The sequence below is a fragment of the Mesorhizobium sp. M7A.F.Ca.ET.027.02.1.1 genome, from assembly GCF_004022985.1.
Lineage (GTDB): Bacteria > Pseudomonadota > Alphaproteobacteria > Rhizobiales > Rhizobiaceae > Mesorhizobium.
Map to the genome: position 1 here is coordinate 37,692 of NZ_RZOL01000001.1, position 21,265 is coordinate 58,956.

Here is a 21,265-nt window from a genome sequence, read left to right on the forward strand (position 1 = left end):
TCCTGTCCCGAAACGGGGCGCGCAAGCCGCGCGCCCGTCACCTGCAACGGCGTTACTTGGTCTGCCAGGCATACCAGCGCGTGGCGATCTCATCTCGATGCTCGGCCCAGTAGTTCATGTCGAGGTTGATCTGTCCCTCAACATGGGCATCGGGGAGTGCTTTGACGGCATCGGCGGGCATCTCAGCCTTGGCCTTGGTATTGATCGGCGCATAGCCGCTTGCCTCGGCGAATTTCGCCTGGCCGGTCGGGCTGGACGCAGCGGCAAGGAACTTCATCGCACTGCCCTTGTTCTTGGCGCCTTTCGGCACGACGAGCACGTCGGCGGCGGTGAGGTTCTGGTTCCAGGAGACTCCGACATCGGTGCCATCCTGCTGAAGGGCAAAGACGCGCCCGTTCCACAGTTGCCCGAAGGCGGCCTCCCCGGAAGCGATCAGCTGCTGTGACTCAGCACCGCCGCCCCACCAGACGATGTCGGACTTGATGGTGTCGAGTTTCTTGAAGGCACGGTCGAGGTCAAGCGGATAGAGCTTGTCCGCCGGCACGCCGTCGGCGAGCAGCGCGATCTCGATGACGCCGGGCGCCGACCATTTGTAGAAGGTCCGCTTGCCGGGAAACTTCTTGGTGTCGAACATGTCGGCCCAGCCGGTCGGTTCGCCCGTTACGGCACTCTTGTTCCACGCGAGCACGAAGGAATAATAGAAGCTGCCGACGGCATGCTCATTGCTGAAGCGCGGGTCGAGATCGGCCCTGGGCACCAGGGAATAGTCGATCGGTTCCAGCAGCCCGTCCTTGGCGGCCTTGATGGCGAAGTCCATCTCCACGTCGACGACATCCCAGGTAACGTTGCCGGCATCGACCATGGCCTTGAGCTTGCCGTAATCGGTTGGTCCGTCTTGCAGGACCTTGATGCCGGAGTTGGCCTCGAAGGGGGCTGCCCAGGATTTCGTCTGCGCCTCTTGCGTGGTGCCACCCCAACTTGTGAAGGCCATTTCATCGGCCTTGCCAGCGGTGGCGGCGAGCAGTCCGGCCAGCAAGCCGGTCAGAAACAATTTCATGATATTCTCCTCTGTTGGTCTGTTCTTGTTTTTCTCAATGCACCTGCGCCCCACACCCCTCAGCGCATGACGAAGGGATCCGGGATCGGCTCGTCCGACGTCTTGATCCAGACGGATTTCGAGCGCGTGTAATCTCTGATGGCGTCGAGCCCGCCTTCGCGGCCGAGACCCGACAGGCCGTAACCGCCAAAGGGAACGAGCGGCGATACGGCGCGATAGGTGTTGACCCAGACAACACCGGCATGGATGTCACGCGCCATGCGATGCGCCTTGCCGAGATTGCTGGTGAACACGCCCGAAGCCAGGCCAAAGGACGTATCGTTGGCGAGCGCCAGTGCCTGCGCCTCGCTGTCGAAGGCAAGCACGCTGAGCACCGGCCCGAACAATTCCTCGCGCACGCAAGGCAGGTCGCTGCCGCCGGCGTCGATGATAGTCGGCGCGTAGTAGAAGCCGTCGCCGGTTGGCCGCGTTCCACCGGTGACCAGTCTGCCGCCCGCGGCAAGGCTCTCCGCGACGACCTTCTCGATCCAGTCTCGCTGGCGCAGCGTGGCGAGCGGCCCCATTTCTGTGGCCGGATCCTGTGGGTCGCCGATGCGGATCGCTTCGGCCTTGCGCTTCAGCCGGACGAGGAACTCATCTTTTACCGAACGCTCGATCAGCAACCGTGACCCGGCGACGCAGCTCTGGCCGGTCGCGGCGAAAATGCCGGCGACAACCGCATTGGCGGCGCTGTCGAGGTCGGCGTCGGCAAAGACGACGATCGGGCTTTTGCCGCCGAGCTCCAGCGTCGTGTAGGCAAGGTTCTCCGCCGTATTCCTGACAATGGCGCGCGCCGTCGAGGGGCCGCCGGTGAAGGCGACGCGCGAGACCAGTTTGTGGCTGGTCAGGCGCTGGCCGCACTCATGGCCGAAGCCGGTGAGGATGTTGACGACGCCGGAGGGAAAGTCGGCTTCCTCGACGAGTTCGGCAAAAGCGAGCAGCGGCGCCGGACCATCCTCGGAGGCCTTGAGCACGATTGTGCAGCCCGCGGCCAGCGCCGGGCCGAGCTTGACGGCCGAAAGGAACAGCTGCGAATTCCACGGCACGACGGCGGCAACGACGCCGATCGGCTCGCGACGAATGGTGACGTCGAGATCCGGCTTGTCGATCGGCACATGCGCGCCTTCGTGCTTGTCGGCGAGCCCGCCATAATAGCGGTAGTAGTCGCCGACATAGGCGATCTGGGCGCGCGTTTCGCGGATGATCTTGCCGGTGTCGCGTGTCTCGAGTTGGGCAAGGCTCGCGGCATTGGCGGCGACGAGGTCACCGAGCTTGACAAGCAGCTTTCCACGCTCTGTCGCTGTCATCCTTCGCCATGGGTCTGAGCGCAATGCGCGGTGCGCCGCCTCGACGGCGCGGTCGACATCGGCTTCGCTCGCCACCGGCATCCTGGCCCAGGCCGCGCCGGTCGACGGGTCGACGCTGTCGAACGTGGCTGATGGCTCGTCGAAGCGGCCGTCGATGAAGTTCCTGAAAACAGCGTCGGTCATGGGCTCGCGATCAGAGGAAAGCCGGCATTACCCGGTCGATGAACAGTTTCAGCGATTTCGTTTTGCGCTCATGCGAAAGCCCGCTGTCGATCCAGATCGAATACTGGTCGTAGCCGAGCGCCTCATAAGCCTTCAGTCGAGCGAGGACTTCGTCGGCTTCGCCGATCACCAGATTCTGCCTGATCCTGTCCGGCGCGTATTGCGGCATGGCCGCGATCTCGTCCTCCGTCAGCGGTTCCAATATGCCTTGGTGCACCGGCTTCTTGTTTTGGAACCAGGCGCCGAACTGGCAGTAAAAGGCCGACAGGTCCTGGGTGAGGCGATCGGCATCGGCTGCGTCCTCGGCGACGAAGGTGTGCATCAAAAGCATAATCTCCGGCCGTTCGATCTCGGGATGCGCGGCGCAGGCTCCGTTGAAGCGCTGCATCAGGGTCGCCACCTCGTCGTCGCCAGAAGCCAGCGGCGTCACCTGCACCTTGCATCCATGGGAAACGGCAAAATCGTGCGAGTTCGGATCGCGCGCCGCCACCCAGATCGGGGGGTAGGGTTTCTGCAGCGGCTTGGGCGAGGAGGTGGTGGGCGGGAACTGCCAGAACTCGCCTGAGAGCTCGAAGTCGCCTTCCCAGAGGCCGCGGATCGCCGGTATGATCTCACGCATGCGCTGGCCGGCGCCCCAGGCGTCGAGGCCTGGAAAAATACGCTGATATTCATAACTGTAGGCGCCGCGCGCGATGCCGATGTCGAGCCGACCACCGCTAATGACGTCGGCCATCGCCGCTTCGCCGGCAAGTTTGATCGGATGCCAGAAGGGCGCGATCACGGTTCCGGTACCGAGACGGATCCGGCTGGTTTTGGCCGCGAGATAAGCGATATTGATAAAAGGATTGGGCGAAATGGTGAATTCCATGCCGTGATGCTCGCCGATCCAGGCGGTCTCGAATCCGGCCTGTTCGGCCATCAGGACCAACTCCTCGAGCTCGGTCACGAGCTCGGAATGCGGCTTGGCGAGGTCCGACCGTTCCATATGCACGAAGAGCGAGAATTTCATCGCTGGTCACCTGTGTTGGGTGCTGTGGAACCGGCGGTCCTGGCGAGCGGCCGGACCTCGCCTTCGACATCGTTGCCGACATAGACGCCGAATGCATCCACTGAGCATTCCTTGACATAGCGTGCGAGCATCGAGCGGATCGCCGGATCGGCGATTTTCAACTCCTCGATCGCGTGGATCTCGACCAGCCTGATGCCGCGATCGCTGGAAGCGGGCACGTCGAACGTGCCGCGATAGTAGACATGTGTGCGCGAAACATCTCTGGCATCGTCCCAGACGGCGAAAAGGAAGCCCAGCTTGGCCTCGATGGCCCTCGCGGCAAGCACCCCTCGCAGGCTTTTCCCATCGCCAGCCGCACCCAGACCCCGACCGCGCGGCAGTTCAAAACCATCCGCCGTGTCCAGGAACAGGATCCGGCCGCCATTCTCGAGGATGGCGCCGACATCGGTGCCGGGCTGGGTGGCTGCCAGCGCGTCCTGGCTGAGGCCGGGCGCGACATACGCGCCGCGGCAATAGCCGAGCGGCTGCGCGGAATTGTGCTCGAAATCGCGGACGCGGCCAATGAGGATCGAATGATCACCGGCATCGACCAGCCGCTCCATGTCGCAGTCGAAGGATGCGACGGAGCCGTCCAGCACGGGGCTGCCCGTTCGTCCCGGTCGCCAGGCAACGGCGGCGAACTTGTCGGCCGCTTTCGAGGCGAATATGCCGGACGCTGCCTTCTGATCCTCGTTGAGGACGTTGATGGCGAAGCTTTTCGATGTCGCAAAGACAGGATGGCCAACCGCCTTATGAGCGATGCAGACCAGCACCAAAGGTGGATCAAGCGACACCGAGGTGAAGGAGTTGGCGGTGAAGCCGCGCGGCTCGCCTTCGGGCCCGATGGTGGTGACGATGGTGACGCCGGTGAGGAAGGAACCCAGCGCACGGCGGAACTCGCTGCCGTCGAACCCGGTGTTCGCCGCGGCAGCGCTGTCTTGCTCGATCGCTTCGCCTTCTTTGAGGAAGTCGACGATATGGCGCGTCGTCAGGCCGGGATCCGCCACCGCCATCATATGCCGCTCGCCTGAGAGCACTGTGCAGCGGCCATGCGGCGCCAGCCGCGCCATCGCGGCCGACATTGCCGGCGAAGAATTCCTGTCCTCGGAACCGGTCATGAACAGGGCCGGTACGGCTAGCCTCGGCAGGCGGTCAGCGTGGTCGCTGTCGGCACGAGCGAACAGGCGATAGGTGCGAGCATAACCTTCCGGGTCGACGGCACCCAGTACGGCGGCCGTCTTCCGTGCAGCCGCCTCGAGCTCGACCGGCACCGGATCTCCGAACCAGCGGGCAATGGTCTGTGCCGTGCCGGTCACGTCACTCTTGCCGGTAAGCGCCACCGCGCGCTGGCGAACAGCTTCGGCCAGTTCAGGTGGCCGCCGGAACACGGCATTCAGCGAGACGATGCGGCGGACGCGCTCGGCTGCGCGTAGCGCGAGTTCCTGGGCAACGAGCGCGCCCATCGAGTGGCCGATGACGGATACTTTGTCGAGGCCGAGATGGTCGAGCAGGCGAATGGCCTGATCAGCATAGTCGGCGAGTTCTGGGTTCTGCGGCGGCAGCGGCGACTGACCGTGGCCGAGCATGTCGATGGCGATGACGTCGAAGCTATCGGACATCCGCTCGATCTGCGGCTGCCAGATCGCGGCGTTCATACCAACGCCATGAATAAAAAGCACCGGTGCGCCCGCGCCGACACGGATGAAGCCGGTGCCGTCGGGCGCCGCACCCCGTCGAACCCATGCCGATGCGGAAGCGTCAGCCATGCACGTCCCCAAGCTCTTTGAGGTCCTGGTAGCGGTCGCCGATTCGATGATGCGGGCGGCCGCCGATCGAGGCGCCGAGCGCCACAACCAGCTCGTCGGGCGCCGGTGCATCGCCGATCTGGAAATGCACGGTGAGGTAATGCGAGCGCCGCCCTTCGTCATTTTTGTCCATCAGCGGAATGATGATCGGGGTGTTCGGCCCGCCGCGCAGATTGGTGAAGGCAAGGTAGGTCTTGGCGCTTACGGCACGCCGATAGTGGTTGCCGAAGTGCAGCGTATGGATCAACGCCGACGCATGCTCGATCTCGCCCGACGTACCGCAGATGGCGGCCTTGCCATAGCCCTCGATAGCCTCGCCGGAACCGGCGGCGGCAACGATCTCGTGGGTCAGGATCTCTCCCAGCACCGGCGCACAGGCTCGGATTTGGGGCGACAGATCGTCGGTGAAGCCGCGACCGGCCCAGGGATTGGTCAACACCGCTGCGACGCCGATAAGGCGCAGCGGCCGGGGGGCGGCCTTGCCGCCTTCGATCAGCGTGTTCTCGGTATAGGTAACGATCTTACGAATGGCGGGCTGCATGGAATTCCTCGGTAGGTGGTGCCTCGGGACATCCAATCCCGCTATCATCTTATGGTATACCATGCTATGGAGCGCCAAGTACCTTGTCAACCGGGCATCGAATCTGTTTTCGTAGCGGCGCAGGAGGCATACATGCCAGACGACACGCTTCGCATCGACCGCAGCTCCAAGACCTTGAGGACGCTGGCGCTGGAGCGCATGCGCGAAGCGATCATGGATTTCCATTTCCAGCCTGGCGAAAGGCTTGTCGAACGGCCGCTTTGCGACCAGCTCGGCGTCAGCCGTTCCGTCGTGCGTGAGGTCCTGCGGCAGCTGGAGGCAGAGGGGCTCGTGCAGATGATCCCTGGGCATGGGCCGGCCGTCGCCAGGCCGGACCTCGGCCGTACCGACGAGATCTACGAGCTTCGGGCTCTGCTTGAAGGCATCGCGGCCCGAGCCTGTGCCCTGTCGGCCACCGGCGAGCAGTTGGCAACGCTCGAAGGGGCGCTGGCGGATTTGTTCGATGCGTGGGCGTCGGCGACGCCGCCTGCGGTGATGCGGGCGACGACCAAATTCTACGAGGCACTGTTCGAGGCCGCCGACAAGCGTGTCGCCTGGGAAATCGTCTCCGGGCTGAATGTCCGCATCAACCAGCTTCGTTCGATGACAATCGTCTCGACCAACCGGCGCGAAGCGGCGATCGCCGAGATGAACGAGATCATGGATGCGATCCGCGCACACAAGCCGGAAGCGGCGGAAGCAGCAGCGCGGCGGCATGTCGAGTCCGCCTGGAAGATCGCCCGGAACACACTACGCGTCGATTGTCCTTAGTCTCACCACCAAATTTCCAACAGAGCCGATCGCCCACGAATCGGGCTGCGTGCGGAAGCTTTACCTCACCTTAAGAGTGCCGCAGCAACACCCCGCTCTATACAGAGGGTGCCTCTGGGGCTCGTCGCGTGGAGCGAGCGGTTTTCTTCGCTACTTCGATTCTCAGGAAGCTAATCACGCGGCCTCTCTTGTGTCATCGTAGCTGACAGCAGCCTTCTCGAAAGCCAGATCACTCCGTCGAGCCCAGTTCCTCTCAGCATCGAGCAGCTCATTCTCCCCACTCAAACCGTTCATGAACAGCCTGAGTACGTGCGCAGCCGTGCGCTCTCCCGCCCGCGAAGCAACAGGTACGCCGCGCTCTTTGCAGACCGTCTCACAAACACGGGCAAGCATCACAATATCGCTCGGTTCTAAAAATCACCTGGATACAACATACCGTCCTCTGTTGGAAAGCTACGTGAGCCTTTGATTACGCTAGGTCACCGGCAGCAACAATCAACTATGATAGTCTGCACCTCGACTGGTCAGAAAATCTGAGCGGCCTTCAGACGGTGGGCATCGCGCCACTCCGAGTCGGAAGGACAGAACTATCAGGCTAGGTTTTCCCGTTAGGTCGATTCGGTCCAATCGCGTGGGCCCGGGTAATGCGAACGGTCGCTCGTCTAATGGCAAGTTGGCCGGTGAAATGCCATGTCGGCATTTTCGGGCACCTCGAATTGAAGCCTTGCAAAAGCTGGAACCCCTCGGTGTCGCAGACCGCGCAAATCAAATCGAGGCGCGCACCGCCGCCCGGTGAGAGACACCTCGACGAGTTGCCTCGAAAATCCACCTTGAAGGCCTGACCGTCAGCTACTCATCCCCCTGCCAAAGCAGGGAACAAGATCCTTTGGGCAATGTTAGGCGCAATGCCAAGTTCTTCCTCCGGTCATGTGTTTGACGTGGCGATTGTCGGCGGCGGCCCCGCAGGACTTGCGGCAGGCATGTATCTGGCGAGATTCTTGCGTTCGGTGATCTTGGTCGACGCTGGCGACGCACGAGCCAAGCTCATTCCAAAATCGCATAACTGTCCTGGCTTCCCGGACGGCGTAGGCGGGCCAGAGTTGCTCGGCCGTCTCAAAGCCCAGGCACGGTGCAGGCGTTGTGGACGGTCGTGTAGCGGGCGCCGAGAAGCGCGACGGGACCTTTCTGCTGACGACCACCTTCGGGACCATCCGAGCACAGCGCATGGTTCTTGCAACCGGGATTGTGGACAAGGCCCCGGCAATAGAAGAGCTGGAGGAGGCGGTGGCGGCCGGCACCGTCCGACTGTGTCCGGTCTGCGACGCCTACGAGCCCGTGGGCAAGCGCATCGGCGTCGTAGGCCCAGTGCATCTGGCACTCAAGGAGGCCCTGTTCTTGAAGGAGTACAGCGGTCAGGTCACCTTGCTCGCCAGCTATCCGGAGGATATTTCCGAGGACGCTCGCGGCATGGCCTCGGCAGGCGTCATCGAATCTGGGACACCGTCGAGTATCTGGTCGCTCGGGCAACCGGGTTCGACGTTGTCATGGCCGACGGTGCGCCAATGCGGGACGTGGATGTGGTGTACCCCGCAATGGGCTCTGATGTGCGCTCTGAAACTTGCCGTCGCACTCGGTGCAGAGTGTGACGCGCAAAGGATATGTTCTGGTCAGCCGACACCTCGAAACGTCGACTGCGGGCCTCTATGCCATTGGAGACGTGGCCGAGGGCCTCAATCAAATTGCCGTTGCGTTTGGTCATGCCGCCACCGCAGCAAGACATATCGACAACGCACTTCAGTCTAGGCCGGGAAGCTGACCGGCCACCCTGCCATGGGGTAGCGTCTGACCTAACGAAGGCCGGCACGGTTGCGAATTTGGGGGTGGACCACGCCGTGCCGGCCAGTGCTGGACGCCCCAGCTCAGTTACGCTACCGGCACAATAGGAATCCAGCAATTAAACCTGATGGTCTAGGTAGCCCGTCGGCCATTCCGCGATAGCGCCTCCCCTACGATCCGTCGCTGTCAAAATGTGCACTGTTGAGCGCACACGTCGTCGCGACGGGGCGCCCACGATCTGCCCCGGTTCGCGATAAGCGCGGCGTCAAATTTCAAACTGATACGCTGCCGTAATGCGCGGTCCAACTACTTGCAAACGAACAGTCGAACTCCCTTGCCACAGGCCATCACCAAACCGACTGGCTGTCACGGATTGAGGTCAGAAAGCATGTCGTTTTCTACCCATCTTTCCAAAAGCTGAATGAGCTTCAGAGCCCGGTCGGTGCACGAATAAAAGGTTGTGTTCCTTTCGCGTCTCTTGGCAACCAAATCAAATTTCCGCAACATGACAAGATGCTGAGAGAGAGCGGGTTGGCTCAGTCCAACCCGAAATGCCAGATCGCGGACCCGTATTTCGCCTTTGGCCATTATGAACAGAGACAGAAGTCGCTTCTCGTTGCCCATGGCCGCGAGGAGCCCGGCCGCGGATGCGGCATAACTGGGCAACTTTTCCGATCTGTCTTCCTCAGCCAGCGCCACCACTGTTGATCTCCCACAGATCCTGCACGGGAGCATTGCGCAGCTTGGGCTCGCCGCGTAGCGTCCGGACGCGAGCGTTGATGTCCGGCTTCACCCATTCGACCTCAGGCGTGACCTGCGCCGTGGGAACGCCATTCGGTGGCCCGGCCTTGGCCTTCTGCTCGCGTGTCCAGAGCCAGTTCTTGATTGCATCGGTTTTGGCGATCACCGCCTTGCCGACATTCTTGACGTGTCGTGCGAACAGCCTCTCTGTCCACTCGCCGGGCTGCCGCTTGATCCCAATAAGTTCAAAATCAATGTCCCAGCACTTCAGCCAGACTGCATCCTTTGCCCCGCTGCGGTAAGGGGTGACCTTGCGCTTCGAGACGATACCTTTGAGGCTCATCCGATCGGCCGCTTCGTAGATCTCGACACCGCCTTCGACATGCTGGCTGCACTGGACGATGCCTTCGGCCGGCTGGATGAGCTCCCGCAGGATTGCCTTGCGCTCGACTGCTGGCCGCCAGCGCAGATCTTCGCCACTTTTGTGCAGGATATCGAAGGCGACGAAGGCGAGCAGCTCGGCATTCCACGCCATGCGCGAATGCATCGCGTGAAAGTTCGGCCGGCCGCCCGGCTGCGGCGCGATCATCTCGCCGCCGGGAATGAAGGATTTCGCTTTCAGCTGCTCGGCGGCAGTGACGACAGGCCGGTGACGTTTCAACCGGTCTATCCCCATGCGGGTGAAGGTGAGCGCGCCGGCCCAATCGAGAATGATCTGGGTGCAACAGCCATCATCTTTGATTTCGCACAGCCAGCCGTTGCTAACCGGCGGCTTCAGCGCCAGGACAGGCTCCTGCGGCTTGATGAACTTCAAACGCATGAACTGACTCGCAAACTGCGATTCAATTTAGCACACGCTTAATTAGTCTCGTAGCATTTTAACGGGTCATTGACCGCGCTGTCCCATTATAGGACGGCGCGGTCAAAACCCAACCGGACTGCGCAGGCGGCTCCGGCACTGAAGCGCCCGCCCGAATGCCGGAGCCGCCACTCACACCTAATTTACCAGCAATGGTTGAATCAACCGTTACCGCACGTGCTTTCCTCTGCGCTTCCCTGATCGTTACACTGTTGACCGAGCGGACCGAACGCTTCTAGACGATGAAAGTTCGATGGAGAGGACGAAGCTACCCGATCGTGGGCCCGTAATCCCGGCAAGCGGCATGCAGGATAGCTCTAACCTGCCTGACGTGCGGTGAGCAGACAATGCGAGAGCTTCGCTAAGCGATCTGGCACATTGACCCTCTGAGCGGTCGATCCCCTATGGACCGCTTATACAGGGTCCGCCGCCGGCGCCTCAATAGGCGGCGGGCCGCAGGTCCCAGGGCGCTCAAATCGAACGCGAAACAGCCGTCTCGCACTCATTTGCCGATGCCGCGAGAGGGGCTGCGGAAGCTTCCACCTAGTACGAGGCTTCCAGCGTTCCGAACCTTGGCTGCTGAAGATTGCTCCGTTAGCTTTTGCTGAAGCGGGTACTTGTTATGCTGCGGTGATTTTTCGTCGCCATGAAAACTAGCTGCCTCGGACAGGAACGGCTTGGCCCGAGCGGCTGGAGTCGCAAGACCCGTGGGAGGATAGTCCAGTTTCCGGATCCCGGAAACAGTATAAGTCGAAGCCGCGCTACTCGGAACTCCCAGGCCCCGCCAACCATTCCCGTAGATCTTCTTCGATTTTCGCCAAGACATAGCGAATAATTGGCACTCCGCACGCAGGATCTCCCCTTCGATGGGAAATTGCTTGAACGAGATCGTCCAGGCGATCTAGATAAGGTAGGCGGCTCATCAGCCTTCACCACGCTGCACCTCACATGCGCTCTCCATGAATGAGTACCCACCACGCCACCGAGCCGTGGCGGGTACTCAGCCAACCGCCGACGAAGGGATGATGATCGACGGTCACATTTCCAAATGTAGAAAAGGCTCCGTTGTTTCAGGGTCGGACCTTTGCGAGTCCATGTCGGGCTTCAGTCGGGCCCAGACACGATAGAGTGCCTGCAAGGGTGTGTAGCAGCGCCAGCGCGAAGGCCCCGTCACTGACCAGCAATGATGGATTTCGGAAACCAGGTTGCCTGGTCCGCAAGACTCAGTGGGTCCGCCCCCCACTTGCGGGTAGAGGCGGACCCGACCGAGGCTTGGGGGCCTCGACCGGCAGCGGGGGACGCTGCCGCTTGTTCAACCTGCCGCAGCATATCAGGTTCCGCTGATTCACAAAAAGCCCACCGGAAGATGGCGGGCAGGTTCTGGAGTGTGCTGGGACCAACCAGCATAGGTCAACAAGCCGCGACAGGGTTGGTCCCGATAGCGGGCGGACGCCGCCAAGCCGCAGCCCTCGTTTCACCCGCCCGCTGCTTGCCCCACACTCTCGTCCCGGCGCCGCCTGTAGCCTGTCACATGCATCGCTGAGACATCGCTCGTAACGACCGTCCCCCTCGCGGGGAAGATCGATCATCCGATCGTCGCACAGATCGAAGGAACATTTTAGAGTTATCGAATGTTCACATCCTATGGACAGCCGAACCCAACTCTCAGCAGCTCAATCGAGAACAGCACGCGCCCTGCTGAACTGGTCGCGGGTGCGCCTTGCCGCAAAAGCCAGTCTCAGCGAAATGGCGATCAGAGATTTTGAGAACGGTATTCGAAATCCGCGTCCCCACAAGATCGCGGCCATGCGCCAAGCGTTTGAGGACGCGGGAATTACTTTCACCTTCGAAGGCGCTCAGTCGCTAGCCCGCCCTGAAGGTCATAGCGGTCTCGCCACCACCAATAGAATGTGGCGCCGCCGGCAGAGACAAGCATAACGATAAGGGTCCTTCATCCGCGTAGAGAGTATGTGTCTAGTGCGCGTGCCTGAGCATCGGTCTGCCGGCGACGACGCGCTCAAGCTGCTGGCACGCTTCGGCATGGTCGGCATCGCCGCCACAATTCTGTATGCCGCTTTGGTTACCGCTTTTATCGGAACGGCTCGCTGTCACCCCATCCAGCCCTCGCTTGGGGCATATGCCGCAGCCACCCTGTATTCGGACCTGGCTTACAGATCCCTGACGTTCGTGTCGGGCCCATCGCATCGAACTGAAGCTCCGCGTTTCCCGGCGATTCTTGACGCGCTCAGATAACATCGCGCCGTGTGACGGCGAGTCCTAGCCGCCTGCGCGGACGTCTCAATCGAGATGCCGGCCTTTCGCAGAATCGCCAGGAGTCTGGCAGGGGCATTGTTGTATTTGGTGGGTCATAAAGTTTTTGCGCCGGCCTTAGGAACATGCATCCGGAATCTAAGTTGGGAACGTGCTTGGTGTGAGAACTCCCTCCCTCAAGTCCAAGCTCTGGTGCAGGGCCCGTCGCTGTGACCTCAGCGGCGGGCCAACCTGGAGAAACCCATGCAACCTTTTCGTAAGGCTGGAACCCGTTTGCAGCTCGGCTTCGGGCAGGTCTCAAAGCCAAGGCCCCCTCTAGTCGTGCCTTCAGGGTCTACTCGTCAGACGCTCCACGGTCTCAATGATGGCCTTCGCCAGCGGCTCGGGTTGTAGTGACCAGTCAGCCCAATCCTCGGATGGTAGCACGCCAAGGGCGATATTTGCGGATCCGCGCCTGGACAGTTTGGCCTCCTACCAGAATACCGTTGAATTTACAGTTTGGTAAAAAATTCCCCATCAATCGTAGACTGACTTCGCGGCCGCCAGTGAGGAAGGAGGGTGACGGCCTTCCGGTGTCCTGCTCGGCTAGGAAAACCAAGCGCGATCCAAACTTCCATCCTGGGAGCAAGGTTGCCTTGAATCGAAAGTGGGTCCGCCCCACTGGCAGGCAGAGGCGGACTCGGCCGAGGCTTGGGGACCTCGACCGGCAGCGGGGACGCTGCCGCCGTTTCGAACCTGTTCCGACTATCAAGTTCCGCTAACGCACAAAAGAGCCCGTCACCTTCCGGCAGCAGGGGTGGAGAGCAGCCATGAGATAGTTGTGCGATCAATTTGCGGGGATACGGAGACTAAAGCGCGTTTGCTCCACATCGGAGACTACGTCCAAGCTTCCACCATGGGCGCGGGCAATTTCTGACGCGATGAAGAGCCCCAATCCCAGGCCCTGTTGGCGGCTCTTTGCCTCTCCTCGATAAAATGGCTGAAAGAGGCGTTGCAGCGCCGATTCCGGAATAGGCTTACCGCTGTTCGCAACCGACAGGCTAAAGAGGCCGTCCTGAACCTGCGCGGCTACCTTGATCGGAGTTTCAGGGTCGCCATGGGCGATGGCGTTTCCCATTAGGTTCGAGAAAAGCTGCGCGATCCTCGCATGATCAGCATCGATCATGCATCCGTCCAGATTGAACGACACCTCGATCTGACGCTCCGGGTAGCTTGATCTTATCTCGTCAAGCACCTGCTGCAATGCGGGCTGGATCGGGTTGTCGCGGTCCCTCGATAGTCCGAGACCCCCTCCAAGTCGACCTCTCGCGAAATCCAAGACATTGTCGATCAAGCCGCTCATCCGGGAAACGCTCGCCAGCATGAGGCGCAGGACTTGGGAGGTTTTTTCGTCGCTGGTGTCAGAGCTTCGGGCCAGCATGTGGACGCCAGCAGAAATCGAAGCCAGGGGATTTCGTAGGTCGTGGCCAAGCACCGCTATGAACTGCTCGCGCAGTTCCGCAGTCTGTTGTGCGGAATTCAGGCCGATCTGCAGCTCGCGTCTGGCCTCACTCAGCTCTCGCTCGTAGCGTCGACGCTGCGTCGCGCGAAAGAGCGCCACGCGTGTCTCAATTAATTCTCCAGTGGGCGTCCTCTTTTCCCAGGCGTTGGCTAGGACTGACAGGCTCTCGCCATCCGACTTCATCACGTCCAACGCAACCTCATCAAAGGAGCCCTGCATCCTCAACAGGGGAGCGAAATGTGTCTCATAGAACATTCTTCCGGCGATATTGAGGATGTCACGAAAGCGTTTCCCGACAACTGCCTCCCTAGAAAACCCGGTCCATTTGTAGAAAGTAGTGTTTGCGTCGTCGATGCGCCCATCGGCAGCTACAACGAGGTAGCCACAAGGCGCGTTCTCAAAAAGGTCGAGGTATCTGTTACCAGCGTTCATTGTGTAGTCAGACGAACGACCGTATCGCCGCAACAACTTCCTGCGGCGAGCTGAGATTTGGGCAGTGGCCGACCGCGTCGAGGTGAACCAATTTACTGCCCGCGATGTGGTCGCGGACGTACTCACCGACTTGATCGCCGGCAATGATGTCGTCGGAACACTGCAGCACTAGCGTCCGCGCGGTGACTTTCGGCAGGTCGGCTCTGTTGTCGGATGTGAATGTGGCCCGCGCGAATTCACGAGCGATGTCGGGATCAGTTCGACAAAAGCTGTTGGTGAGCTCCTCAGCAAGTTCCGGCCGATCCGCGTTCCCCATAATTGCTGGCGCCATCGCGGCCGACCAGCCCATGTGGTTGTCGGCTAGAGATGAAAGCAGGCCCTCGACATCAGCCTCTGAAAAGCCGCCGACATAGCCGTCATCGTTTATATAGCGCGGAGACGGACCAACCAAAACAAGGGTCTCGAATATTTCGGGTGCCTTCAAGGATGCGAGCACCCCGATCATTGCGCTGACGGAATGCCCGACGAATACCGTTTTCCGCAATTCGAGAGCCCGACCGATTTCAATGAGGTCATCCGCGTAGCCGTCCAGCGAGGCGTATTTAGCGCTGTCGTACGCAGACAGGTCGGACTTCCCAGCCCCTACCTGGTCGAAAAGTACGGTGCGAAAATCGTGGCGGAATGCAGGCTCGACGAAACGCCACATGTTTTGATCACAGCCGAAGCCGTGGGCAAACACCATCGTTTTAGGTCCCGTGCCATGAGCCAGAACATTGTTGCGCTTCAGAACGTACATGTCTTCAGACCAGAGGAAATCGACACCTAAATAGCCCGTCTGAAAAAAACTTCAAATGGCAACGAAATGACGCCCGCACTCGGAGCGTATCTCTAGTCTGCACGTGGAGTTGATGAAGTTGTTCGTATAACCATATGGCGCAGCCCATTCCGGTGCTCGTTGTCGAGGACGACGAACTCATCCGGATCGATATCGTCGACTTCCTTGGGCATGAGGGGTTCGTCGATTACGAGGCAGCCGGTGCGGACGAGGATTCTGCTTCTGGAACAACATCCATCGGTTTGAATGCTGTCGGGAGACGATGCGAGGATACGGATAGCGGAAAATTCGCTCACGCGCATTGGTGTGGAGTTCGTCCATGGGGGAAATACCTTCTCCGCTTGAGGCACGCTTGGATATGAGGCGTGAAGCGCAAAAGAGCTGGGGATGCTATTGGTAGCGAGACGTCTGCCGGTAACATATCGCTCAACAAGCACCCCGCCTGCTAGGCCGGGCACTGTCTCGGTTGAAGTTTATCCGCCCTATCTGTCGCACGACGGGCCGATCTCCTATATGCTTAGCGGAAAGCATGTGAGTGCCAATGCCCTTCACTGTCATCTGGTATGGAAGACGCGGCATCGTCGACAAAGTGTCCTTCGACGCGGAGAAGGCGGCAAAAGACCATGCCATCGCGATGTTCCCGACCCGTAAGGGTGACGATGGGATCGTTTCAGTTGAAGTTCGTAAAGACAACGGCGCCGTCGTCTTTAGTCACGCGGAGAACTGAGAGAGCGAGGCCAGCGCCACAGCCGCCATCGATCCGTTCGATCTGCCGGGGGCGCGGATCGGCCGGCAATACCTCCAGCTGTGGCCTCGATCCGCGGCTGCGCCGAGAACGACTGGCCTGTCGCCGATGTAGTCGGACGGCTTGAATGCCTGTATGGCCTTGCGACCAATCCCGCCCGCAACCCGCTCAGCACCGTGTATCCAGACCCGCTGCCCGATCTCTGTAGCGACGTCGGTGCCACCAATCGTGTTGAAGAACAGGAAGCCATTTTCATCGATGTAATGAACGATGAAGCCGATTTCATCCATGTGCCCAGCGTACATGACGCGAAAGCCGGCTTCCGGGTTCAGGATTGCGCTCACATTGCCCAGCACATCGGTCGTCACCTTATCTGCAAACTCGCGGACATTGTCCCGATAGAGCTTGGCGACGAGCTGTTCGAATCCGCTTGGGGAAGGCGTCGCAATGAGCGCCTCCAGATAGGAAAAAGACTGGGCGCGCACGTTTTTCCTCCGGGTGCTGGAACGAACATGTTGTCTGAGCTAATCCACGCCCGATGTGTTGGTTCCAATCGGAGCAGCAAGACAGATTGCACGGGCCTGGAGGAGGCGAGCCGCGCCGGCCTGGAAGGCTTGAAAAGATCTGGCGAGAGCGGCGCTGAAGGAGCGCGATTAGGCAGCAATTATTCGTCGAGGTCAGGGATGAAAGCGGCGAAAAACTGCTGAGGCTCTGCATTCGTCTGCAGGTCACAGCGATGGGATGACAGATCCCGAATGGCCACAGCTAAGTCCGGCGCCAGGCATCTCTTGAAGTTTTGCGATCTCGGAACAATCGCGCCAAACCACAGTTCCAGCCAGGCAGTGGAGCTGCAAGATTTGTGACCCGATCGCGCGTGGCCCTCCCACGGCGCCGGCGCTCGATCACCAGCAGGCGATATAATCGGGACGATAGCTCGATGGGCAAGAAGGCCAAGCAGAACACCGGGTCTCGGGCGGATCGCGAACGGGCCATCGAAGCGAACTACTTTGCCCGAAAGTGCGGCCTCACCAAGGACGAGGCACTCAAGATTCTCAAGAACGCGTGTCGCAGGATCGATGAACAAGCGAAACGGCGGTCAGGCGACCAGTAGAAGAAATCGTCGCTCGATCGTCGCAACCGATGGCAGCGCATGATCTACTTCACCCCCGACACACCTTTTCGACAATCCGCTTCAACGATCCGGATGCGCAGGCCGGGGTCCCGTTTAGACCGGCAGAGGCAGCCGAGCGACCATTGCGGCATGCAATATGTGCCGAAAAGCCGCGCGATCTGGTTCTCACAACAGTTGCCCACAAAGCTCTGAGCAGGTCGTTCCGGCGCCGCGGCCCCCCGACTACCGTCTTGTCAACATGATCGCCGAAAGCGTGGCCTGCAATCGACTTCGATCGTCCAGGCGAGAACGCCGTTAAGGCGCGGCAGGCGGCTTAACAAGCGGCCGCGAGGCTAGGCTGGCGCAGAGGCGACATGGCGCCGTTTGGCGCCGGTTGTGCCGACCATAACGGAGCGAGATGCCCACGGGTCCTTGCTCGTGCTTCCCACGATGTCTTTGAGGGCGAGGAACAACGGATGGCCTTGGTTGTTAGAGCCCATATGCCGCGACGCATTGAACTCGAAGTGGGAGATGGAGATGGCGACGAAAAAAAGCGCCCAGAGCAGCACAAAGGGCTTGGAAGATCTCTTTTACGAAGCCTTGAAGGACATATACTACGCCGAGCGTAAGATCTTAAGTGCCCTCAAGAAAATGGCCAGGGGTGCCGAATCGCAAGAGTTGACCGCCGCGTTCGAGAAGCACCGCGACGAGACTGAGGGCCAGGTCGAGCGGCTGCAGCAGGTGTTCGAAATTTTCGGCAAGCGCGCGCAGGGCAAGACCTGTCCGGCCATCGACGGCATTCTTGAGGAAGGCCAGGAGATTCTGGAGGAGTTCCAGGAGGCGCCGGCCCTCGACGCCGGACTTGTCGCCGCGGCCCAGGCCGTTGAGCATTATGAAATTGCCCGCTATGGCACGCTTGTGACCTGGGCAGGGCTGCTCGGCTTGAATGACGCCGTCCAACTGCTTCAGCAGACGCTCGAGGAAGAGAAGGCAACTGACGAGGCGCTGACTCAACTCGGACAAGCCGGCGTAAACGAAAGGGCGCTGCAGGAAGCCGCCTAGCTGGACCCGTTTCAGTCTGCTGGGAGACCCAGTCCATGAACATCGCCGGAAACGTGCCGCCCTCGGGCGGCACCACACCCACCGACCCGGCTCCTGAGCTGGCACGGCTGCTCTTCGAGCCGAACATCTCCATCAACGGGCCCATTGGCCAGGATACGGTGACTTTCTTCCTCGGCCGGCTGGAAGAAGTTCGTCGCAGCGGCCAGGACATGCTGATGGAGTTGAACACCAGCGGCGGCGATGCCGATGCCGCGCGTCGCATCGCGCTCGAAATCCGCCTGTTCCGCCTGCATTCAGGGCGACGCGCCTATTGTGTCGGCAAGACGCAGGTCTACTCGGCGGGAGTGACCATCTTTGCGGCGTTCGACCGGCATTGCCGCTTCCTGACGGAAGACGCGGTTCTGCTCGTGCATGAGCGGCGCATGGACACAAGCCTGGCGCTCAACGGCCCGATGCGGTCCTGCATCCAGATCGTGCGCGAAGAACTCGCCTTGCTCGAAACCGCCGAGCAGCTCGAAATGGAAGGCTTCAGGGAACTGGTCAACGGAAGCTCGCTGACCGCCGAAGAACTCTACCAACGCGCCACCAACAATTGCTATATCCATGCCGAGGACGCGTGTCGGTTGGGGCTCGTCGCCGAAGTGCTTGGCTAGGCCGATTGGTCGGTTGTGCAAAGCCCGAACCGTTTGGCTTTGCCAACTCGGACTTGCCACCCTTCAGACTTGACAGTTTTCAGACTTGCCGAGCAAAGTTTTGCAGGAACAGCGTGGCAGCTTAGGATGAGCACCCGATGATGGGCACCAGAGGAACAACCAACCCGAGTCCGCGCTCGGCGCCTTTGCTCCAGGACAAGGCCGCGCGAACAATGATGGGAGCTCTGGGCGCAGTTGCTTCCAGCGCCGCGCGGACGCTTGCTTCAATCAGCCCTCACCTGGGCGACCAGGTCTCGGACCGCCCGATCGAGTGGCCGGGCTGCGAAGACAGCTTTGTGGCGTCGTCCGGCTCCGCGTCCAGACAGGTCGAGGCGCGCCTGCCGTCCCAGTTAGGGCACGCGGGATGAGGGTTCTCGTCACCGGCGCGTCGGGTCTGATCGGAACTTCGCTTTGCGCGCGCCTGGCCGCCGATGGATATGAAATCGTTCGCGTGCTGCATCGTGCCGGCACCGCGCCCTTCACAGGCTTGCCGCCTGTCTTGCTCGACATGGCAAAGGCGCGGACGCAGGACTGGAGCCCGCATCTGATAGGTATCGATGCGGTCGTTAACTGCGCCGGCGTGCTGCAGGACAGCACGCAAGAAAGCACTGGCGGTGTGCATGCGGGCGGCGCATCGGCACTCTTTGCCGCCTGTGAGCAGGCGGGCGTGAGAAAAGTCATTCACTTCTCGGCAATCGGGGTCGATCGGCTGCAGCCGTCCGCCTTCTCGGCCACCAAGCTGGCTGGCGACCAGGCGTTGATGGCGCGCGATTTGGACTGGGTCATCCTGCGCCCGTCGGTCGTGCTGGGCCGGCCGGCGTTCGGCGCCAGTGCGCTGTTTCGCGGACTGGCCGCATTGCCGCTGTTGCCGGTGATGCCCAGCACGGGTCGGCTTCAGGTCGTACAGTTGGACGACGTGATCGCCACTGTCCTGCATTTTCTCCGGCCCGATAGCGCATCGAGCATTGCGCTTGACCTTGCCGGACCTGAAGCGCTGCCGATGAGCAAGGTGGTTGGCCTCTACTGCTGCTGGCTCGGGTCGAGACCGGCTGGAGAGTTCACTCTGCCCGGAAGCGTCGCGGCCGGCCTGTACCGGATCGGCGATGCGACGGCTCTGCTCGGCTGGCGCCCGCCGATGCGCAGCAATGCGGCCAAGGAAATCGTGCGGGGCGCTGTCGGCGACCCGCACCCGTGGATCGCAGCGACAGGCATCCAACCATCCAGCCTCGAAGCAGCGCTAAAGCTCAATCCCGCGACGGTGCAGGAGCGATGGTTCGCCCGTCTCTATTTCGTCAAGCCGGCGATCTTTACTGTCCTGCCCTTCTTCTGGATCATGACGGGTGTCATTTCCCTGACCACTGGCTGGCGCCGCGGGGTCGACTTGCTGGTAGGCACTGCCATCGGTCCGCTGGCGGAACCGGCGGTCATCGCCGGAGCGCTGGCCGACATGGCGGTCGGCGCGTTGATCGCCTGGCGACCGACCAGTCGGCTGGGTCTGTTCGGGGCGATCGCGGTGGCTCTTTTCTATGCGATCGCGGGGACCATGCTGCGGCCCGAGCTGTGGAACGAGCCGCTCGGCCCTTTCTTGAAGATCCTGCCGATCATTGTTCTGCATTTTGTCGCGCTGGCGGTCCTGGAGGAACGCTGATGATCTACTTCATGCTCAAGTTCCTGCATGTCGTCGGCGCAGCGGTGCTGCTGGGCACCGGCGCCGGCATCGCCTTCTTCATGCTGCTCGCCCATCGGACCGCAAATTCGGCAACCATCGCGGCGGTCGCACGCATCGTCGTGATCGCCGATTTCATGTTCACTGCAACCGCCGTCGTCGCCCAACCTGTCACCGGCGCGTTCCTCGCCTGGCATTCCGGCTATTCGCTGACCGAGGGGTGGATTGTGCTTTCGATCCTGCTCTACCTCATCACCGGCCTGTTCTGGCTTCCAGTCGTGTGGATGCAGATCGAGATGCGCAATCTCGCCCTGCAGGCCGCGGCAGCGAAGCAACCTCCACCACAGCGCTATAATACCTTGTTTCGGCTCTGGTTCGCGTTCGGCTTTCCTGCTTTCGGGGCTGTGCTCGCCATCTTCTGGCTGATGATTTCGCGACCTTCGATCGATTGGTTCGCCTTGTAGCACCGGACTTCGTCTCCCTCGTCACGGTCTGCAACGTTGCGCCTAGCAAGTTGGGCGGCGATGGACGCCAGCCGCAGACTGCCTCGTTCCGTTCTTGCATTCGGGTGGCAATGGTTGCACAGGTCCCCGCTCATCGCCCGAGCACCTCTGTGGCGCTTCATGAGGCGGTTCGGCGGGTTGGTGTCGGGAGAAATCGGAATCTTTTGTAGGCTCTCAGCCTG

General features: G+C 61.0%; 20 protein-coding genes. 9 read left to right on the forward strand and 11 right to left on the reverse strand.

The annotated features are described in order from the left end of the window. Window positions 1-52: 52 nt before the first annotated feature. The 5 genes from EN749_RS00175 to EN749_RS00195 are packed head-to-tail and all read right to left on the reverse strand — an operon-like array spanning window position 53 to window position 6,019. Window positions 53-1,057: an ABC transporter substrate-binding protein gene (locus tag EN749_RS00175; protein WP_127320393.1), complete on the reverse strand. Its 1,005-nt coding sequence runs from the start codon at window positions 1,055-1,057 to the stop codon at window positions 53-55. Between the two features lie 59 nt (window positions 1,058-1,116). Next, the gene (locus EN749_RS00180; protein ID WP_128362371.1) at window positions 1,117-2,586 is read right to left on the reverse strand and encodes an aldehyde dehydrogenase; all 1,470 of its coding nucleotides are present in this window, start codon (window positions 2,584-2,586) and stop codon (window positions 1,117-1,119) included. 10 nt (window positions 2,587-2,596) lie between these two features. Beyond that, window positions 2,597-3,634: an LLM class flavin-dependent oxidoreductase gene (locus EN749_RS00185; RefSeq protein ID WP_127397114.1), complete on the reverse strand. Its 1,038-nt coding sequence runs from the start codon at window positions 3,632-3,634 to the stop codon at window positions 2,597-2,599. Continuing rightward, window positions 3,631-5,439, reverse strand: a complete 1,809-nt coding sequence (locus EN749_RS39355; RefSeq protein ID WP_128287424.1) for an alpha/beta fold hydrolase — start codon at window positions 5,437-5,439, stop codon at window positions 3,631-3,633. Before EN749_RS39355 ends, EN749_RS00185 begins: the two co-directional genes overlap by 4 nt. Continuing rightward, window positions 5,432-6,019, reverse strand: a complete 588-nt coding sequence (locus EN749_RS00195) for an amino acid synthesis family protein (RefSeq protein ID WP_127268589.1) — start codon at window positions 6,017-6,019, stop codon at window positions 5,432-5,434. Before EN749_RS00195 ends, EN749_RS39355 begins: the two co-directional genes overlap by 8 nt. 132 nt (window positions 6,020-6,151) lie before the next feature. Between EN749_RS00195 and EN749_RS00200 the strand changes: the two genes are divergently transcribed. After that, window positions 6,152-6,829, forward strand: coding sequence for a GntR family transcriptional regulator (locus EN749_RS00200; RefSeq protein WP_127268588.1), 678 nt, complete (start codon window positions 6,152-6,154; stop codon window positions 6,827-6,829). A gap of 1,113 nt (window positions 6,830-7,942) precedes the next feature. On the opposite strand, the gene EN749_RS37495 is transcribed toward EN749_RS00200, so the two are convergent. Then, a complete protein-coding gene (locus EN749_RS37495; protein ID WP_164781581.1) occupies window positions 7,943-8,200 on the reverse strand; it encodes a hypothetical protein in 258 nt (85 codons plus the stop codon). A 271-nt stretch (window positions 8,201-8,471) separates the two neighbouring features. Here EN749_RS37495 and EN749_RS39525 point away from each other — a divergent pair, with 271 nt between their 5' ends. After that, entirely contained in the window at window positions 8,472-8,645 is a 174-nt protein-coding gene (locus EN749_RS39525) for a hypothetical protein (RefSeq protein ID WP_348629331.1), read from the forward strand. A gap of 386 nt (window positions 8,646-9,031) precedes the next feature. Here the strand turns inward: EN749_RS39525 and EN749_RS00215 are convergent, their stop codons facing one another. Together EN749_RS00215 and EN749_RS00220 are read right to left on the reverse strand one after the other, a co-directional pair. Then, window positions 9,032-9,367, reverse strand: a complete 336-nt coding sequence (locus EN749_RS00215; protein ID WP_245463759.1) for a metalloregulator ArsR/SmtB family transcription factor — start codon at window positions 9,365-9,367, stop codon at window positions 9,032-9,034. After that, complete coding sequence (locus tag EN749_RS00220; protein ID WP_127807837.1) at window positions 9,351-10,226, reverse strand: DNA ligase; 876 nt, start codon at window positions 10,224-10,226, stop codon at window positions 9,351-9,353. Before EN749_RS00220 ends, EN749_RS00215 begins: the two co-directional genes overlap by 17 nt. A gap of 1,683 nt (window positions 10,227-11,909) precedes the next feature. Between EN749_RS00220 and EN749_RS00225 the strand changes: the two genes are divergently transcribed. Then, complete coding sequence (locus EN749_RS00225; protein ID WP_127319055.1) at window positions 11,910-12,203, forward strand: helix-turn-helix transcriptional regulator; 294 nt, start codon at window positions 11,910-11,912, stop codon at window positions 12,201-12,203. Between the two features lie 1,159 nt (window positions 12,204-13,362). Here EN749_RS00225 and EN749_RS00235 read toward each other — a convergent pair. Further along, on the reverse strand, window positions 13,363-14,469 hold the full coding sequence (locus EN749_RS00235; protein WP_128287421.1) for a PAS domain-containing sensor histidine kinase: 1,107 nt from the start codon (window positions 14,467-14,469) through the stop codon (window positions 13,363-13,365). Between the two features lie 7 nt (window positions 14,470-14,476). Beyond that, window positions 14,477-15,265, reverse strand: coding sequence for an alpha/beta hydrolase (locus EN749_RS00240; protein ID WP_127380181.1), 789 nt, complete (start codon window positions 15,263-15,265; stop codon window positions 14,477-14,479). A 580-nt stretch (window positions 15,266-15,845) separates the two neighbouring features. Between EN749_RS00240 and EN749_RS00250 the strand changes: the two genes are divergently transcribed. After that, window positions 15,846-16,031: a hypothetical protein gene (locus EN749_RS00250; protein ID WP_127332018.1), complete on the forward strand. Its 186-nt coding sequence runs from the start codon at window positions 15,846-15,848 to the stop codon at window positions 16,029-16,031. On the opposite strand, the gene EN749_RS00255 is transcribed toward EN749_RS00250, so the two are convergent. After that, entirely contained in the window at window positions 16,016-16,534 is a 519-nt protein-coding gene (locus EN749_RS00255) for a hypothetical protein (protein WP_128362372.1), read from the reverse strand. The genes EN749_RS00250 and EN749_RS00255 overlap by 16 nt on opposite strands. A 452-nt stretch (window positions 16,535-16,986) precedes the next feature. Between EN749_RS00255 and EN749_RS00260 the strand changes: the two genes are divergently transcribed. The 5 genes from EN749_RS00260 to EN749_RS00280 all read left to right on the forward strand — a co-directional run bounded on the left by EN749_RS00260 (window position 16,987) and on the right by EN749_RS00280 (window position 21,044). Continuing rightward, window positions 16,987-17,160 carry a hypothetical protein gene (locus EN749_RS00260; RefSeq protein ID WP_127395301.1) on the forward strand — a complete coding sequence of 58 codons (174 nt, stop codon included), beginning with the start codon at window positions 16,987-16,989 and terminating at the stop codon, window positions 17,158-17,160. 537 nt (window positions 17,161-17,697) lie between these two features. Next, on the forward strand, window positions 17,698-18,222 hold the full coding sequence (locus EN749_RS00265) for a ferritin-like domain-containing protein (protein ID WP_127807842.1): 525 nt from the start codon (window positions 17,698-17,700) through the stop codon (window positions 18,220-18,222). 35 nt (window positions 18,223-18,257) lie between these two features. Next, window positions 18,258-18,875, forward strand: a complete 618-nt coding sequence (locus tag EN749_RS00270; RefSeq protein ID WP_127395299.1) for an ATP-dependent Clp protease proteolytic subunit — start codon at window positions 18,258-18,260, stop codon at window positions 18,873-18,875. A gap of 403 nt (window positions 18,876-19,278) precedes the next feature. Next, window positions 19,279-20,562 (forward strand): SDR family oxidoreductase, encoded by a 1,284-nt coding sequence (locus tag EN749_RS00275; protein WP_128362373.1) that lies wholly within the window; start codon window positions 19,279-19,281, stop codon window positions 20,560-20,562. Continuing rightward, window positions 20,562-21,044 carry a DUF2269 family protein gene (locus EN749_RS00280; RefSeq protein WP_128362374.1) on the forward strand — a complete coding sequence of 161 codons (483 nt, stop codon included), beginning with the start codon at window positions 20,562-20,564 and terminating at the stop codon, window positions 21,042-21,044. Before EN749_RS00275 ends, EN749_RS00280 begins: the two co-directional genes overlap by 1 nt. Window positions 21,045-21,265 lie beyond the last annotated feature (221 nt).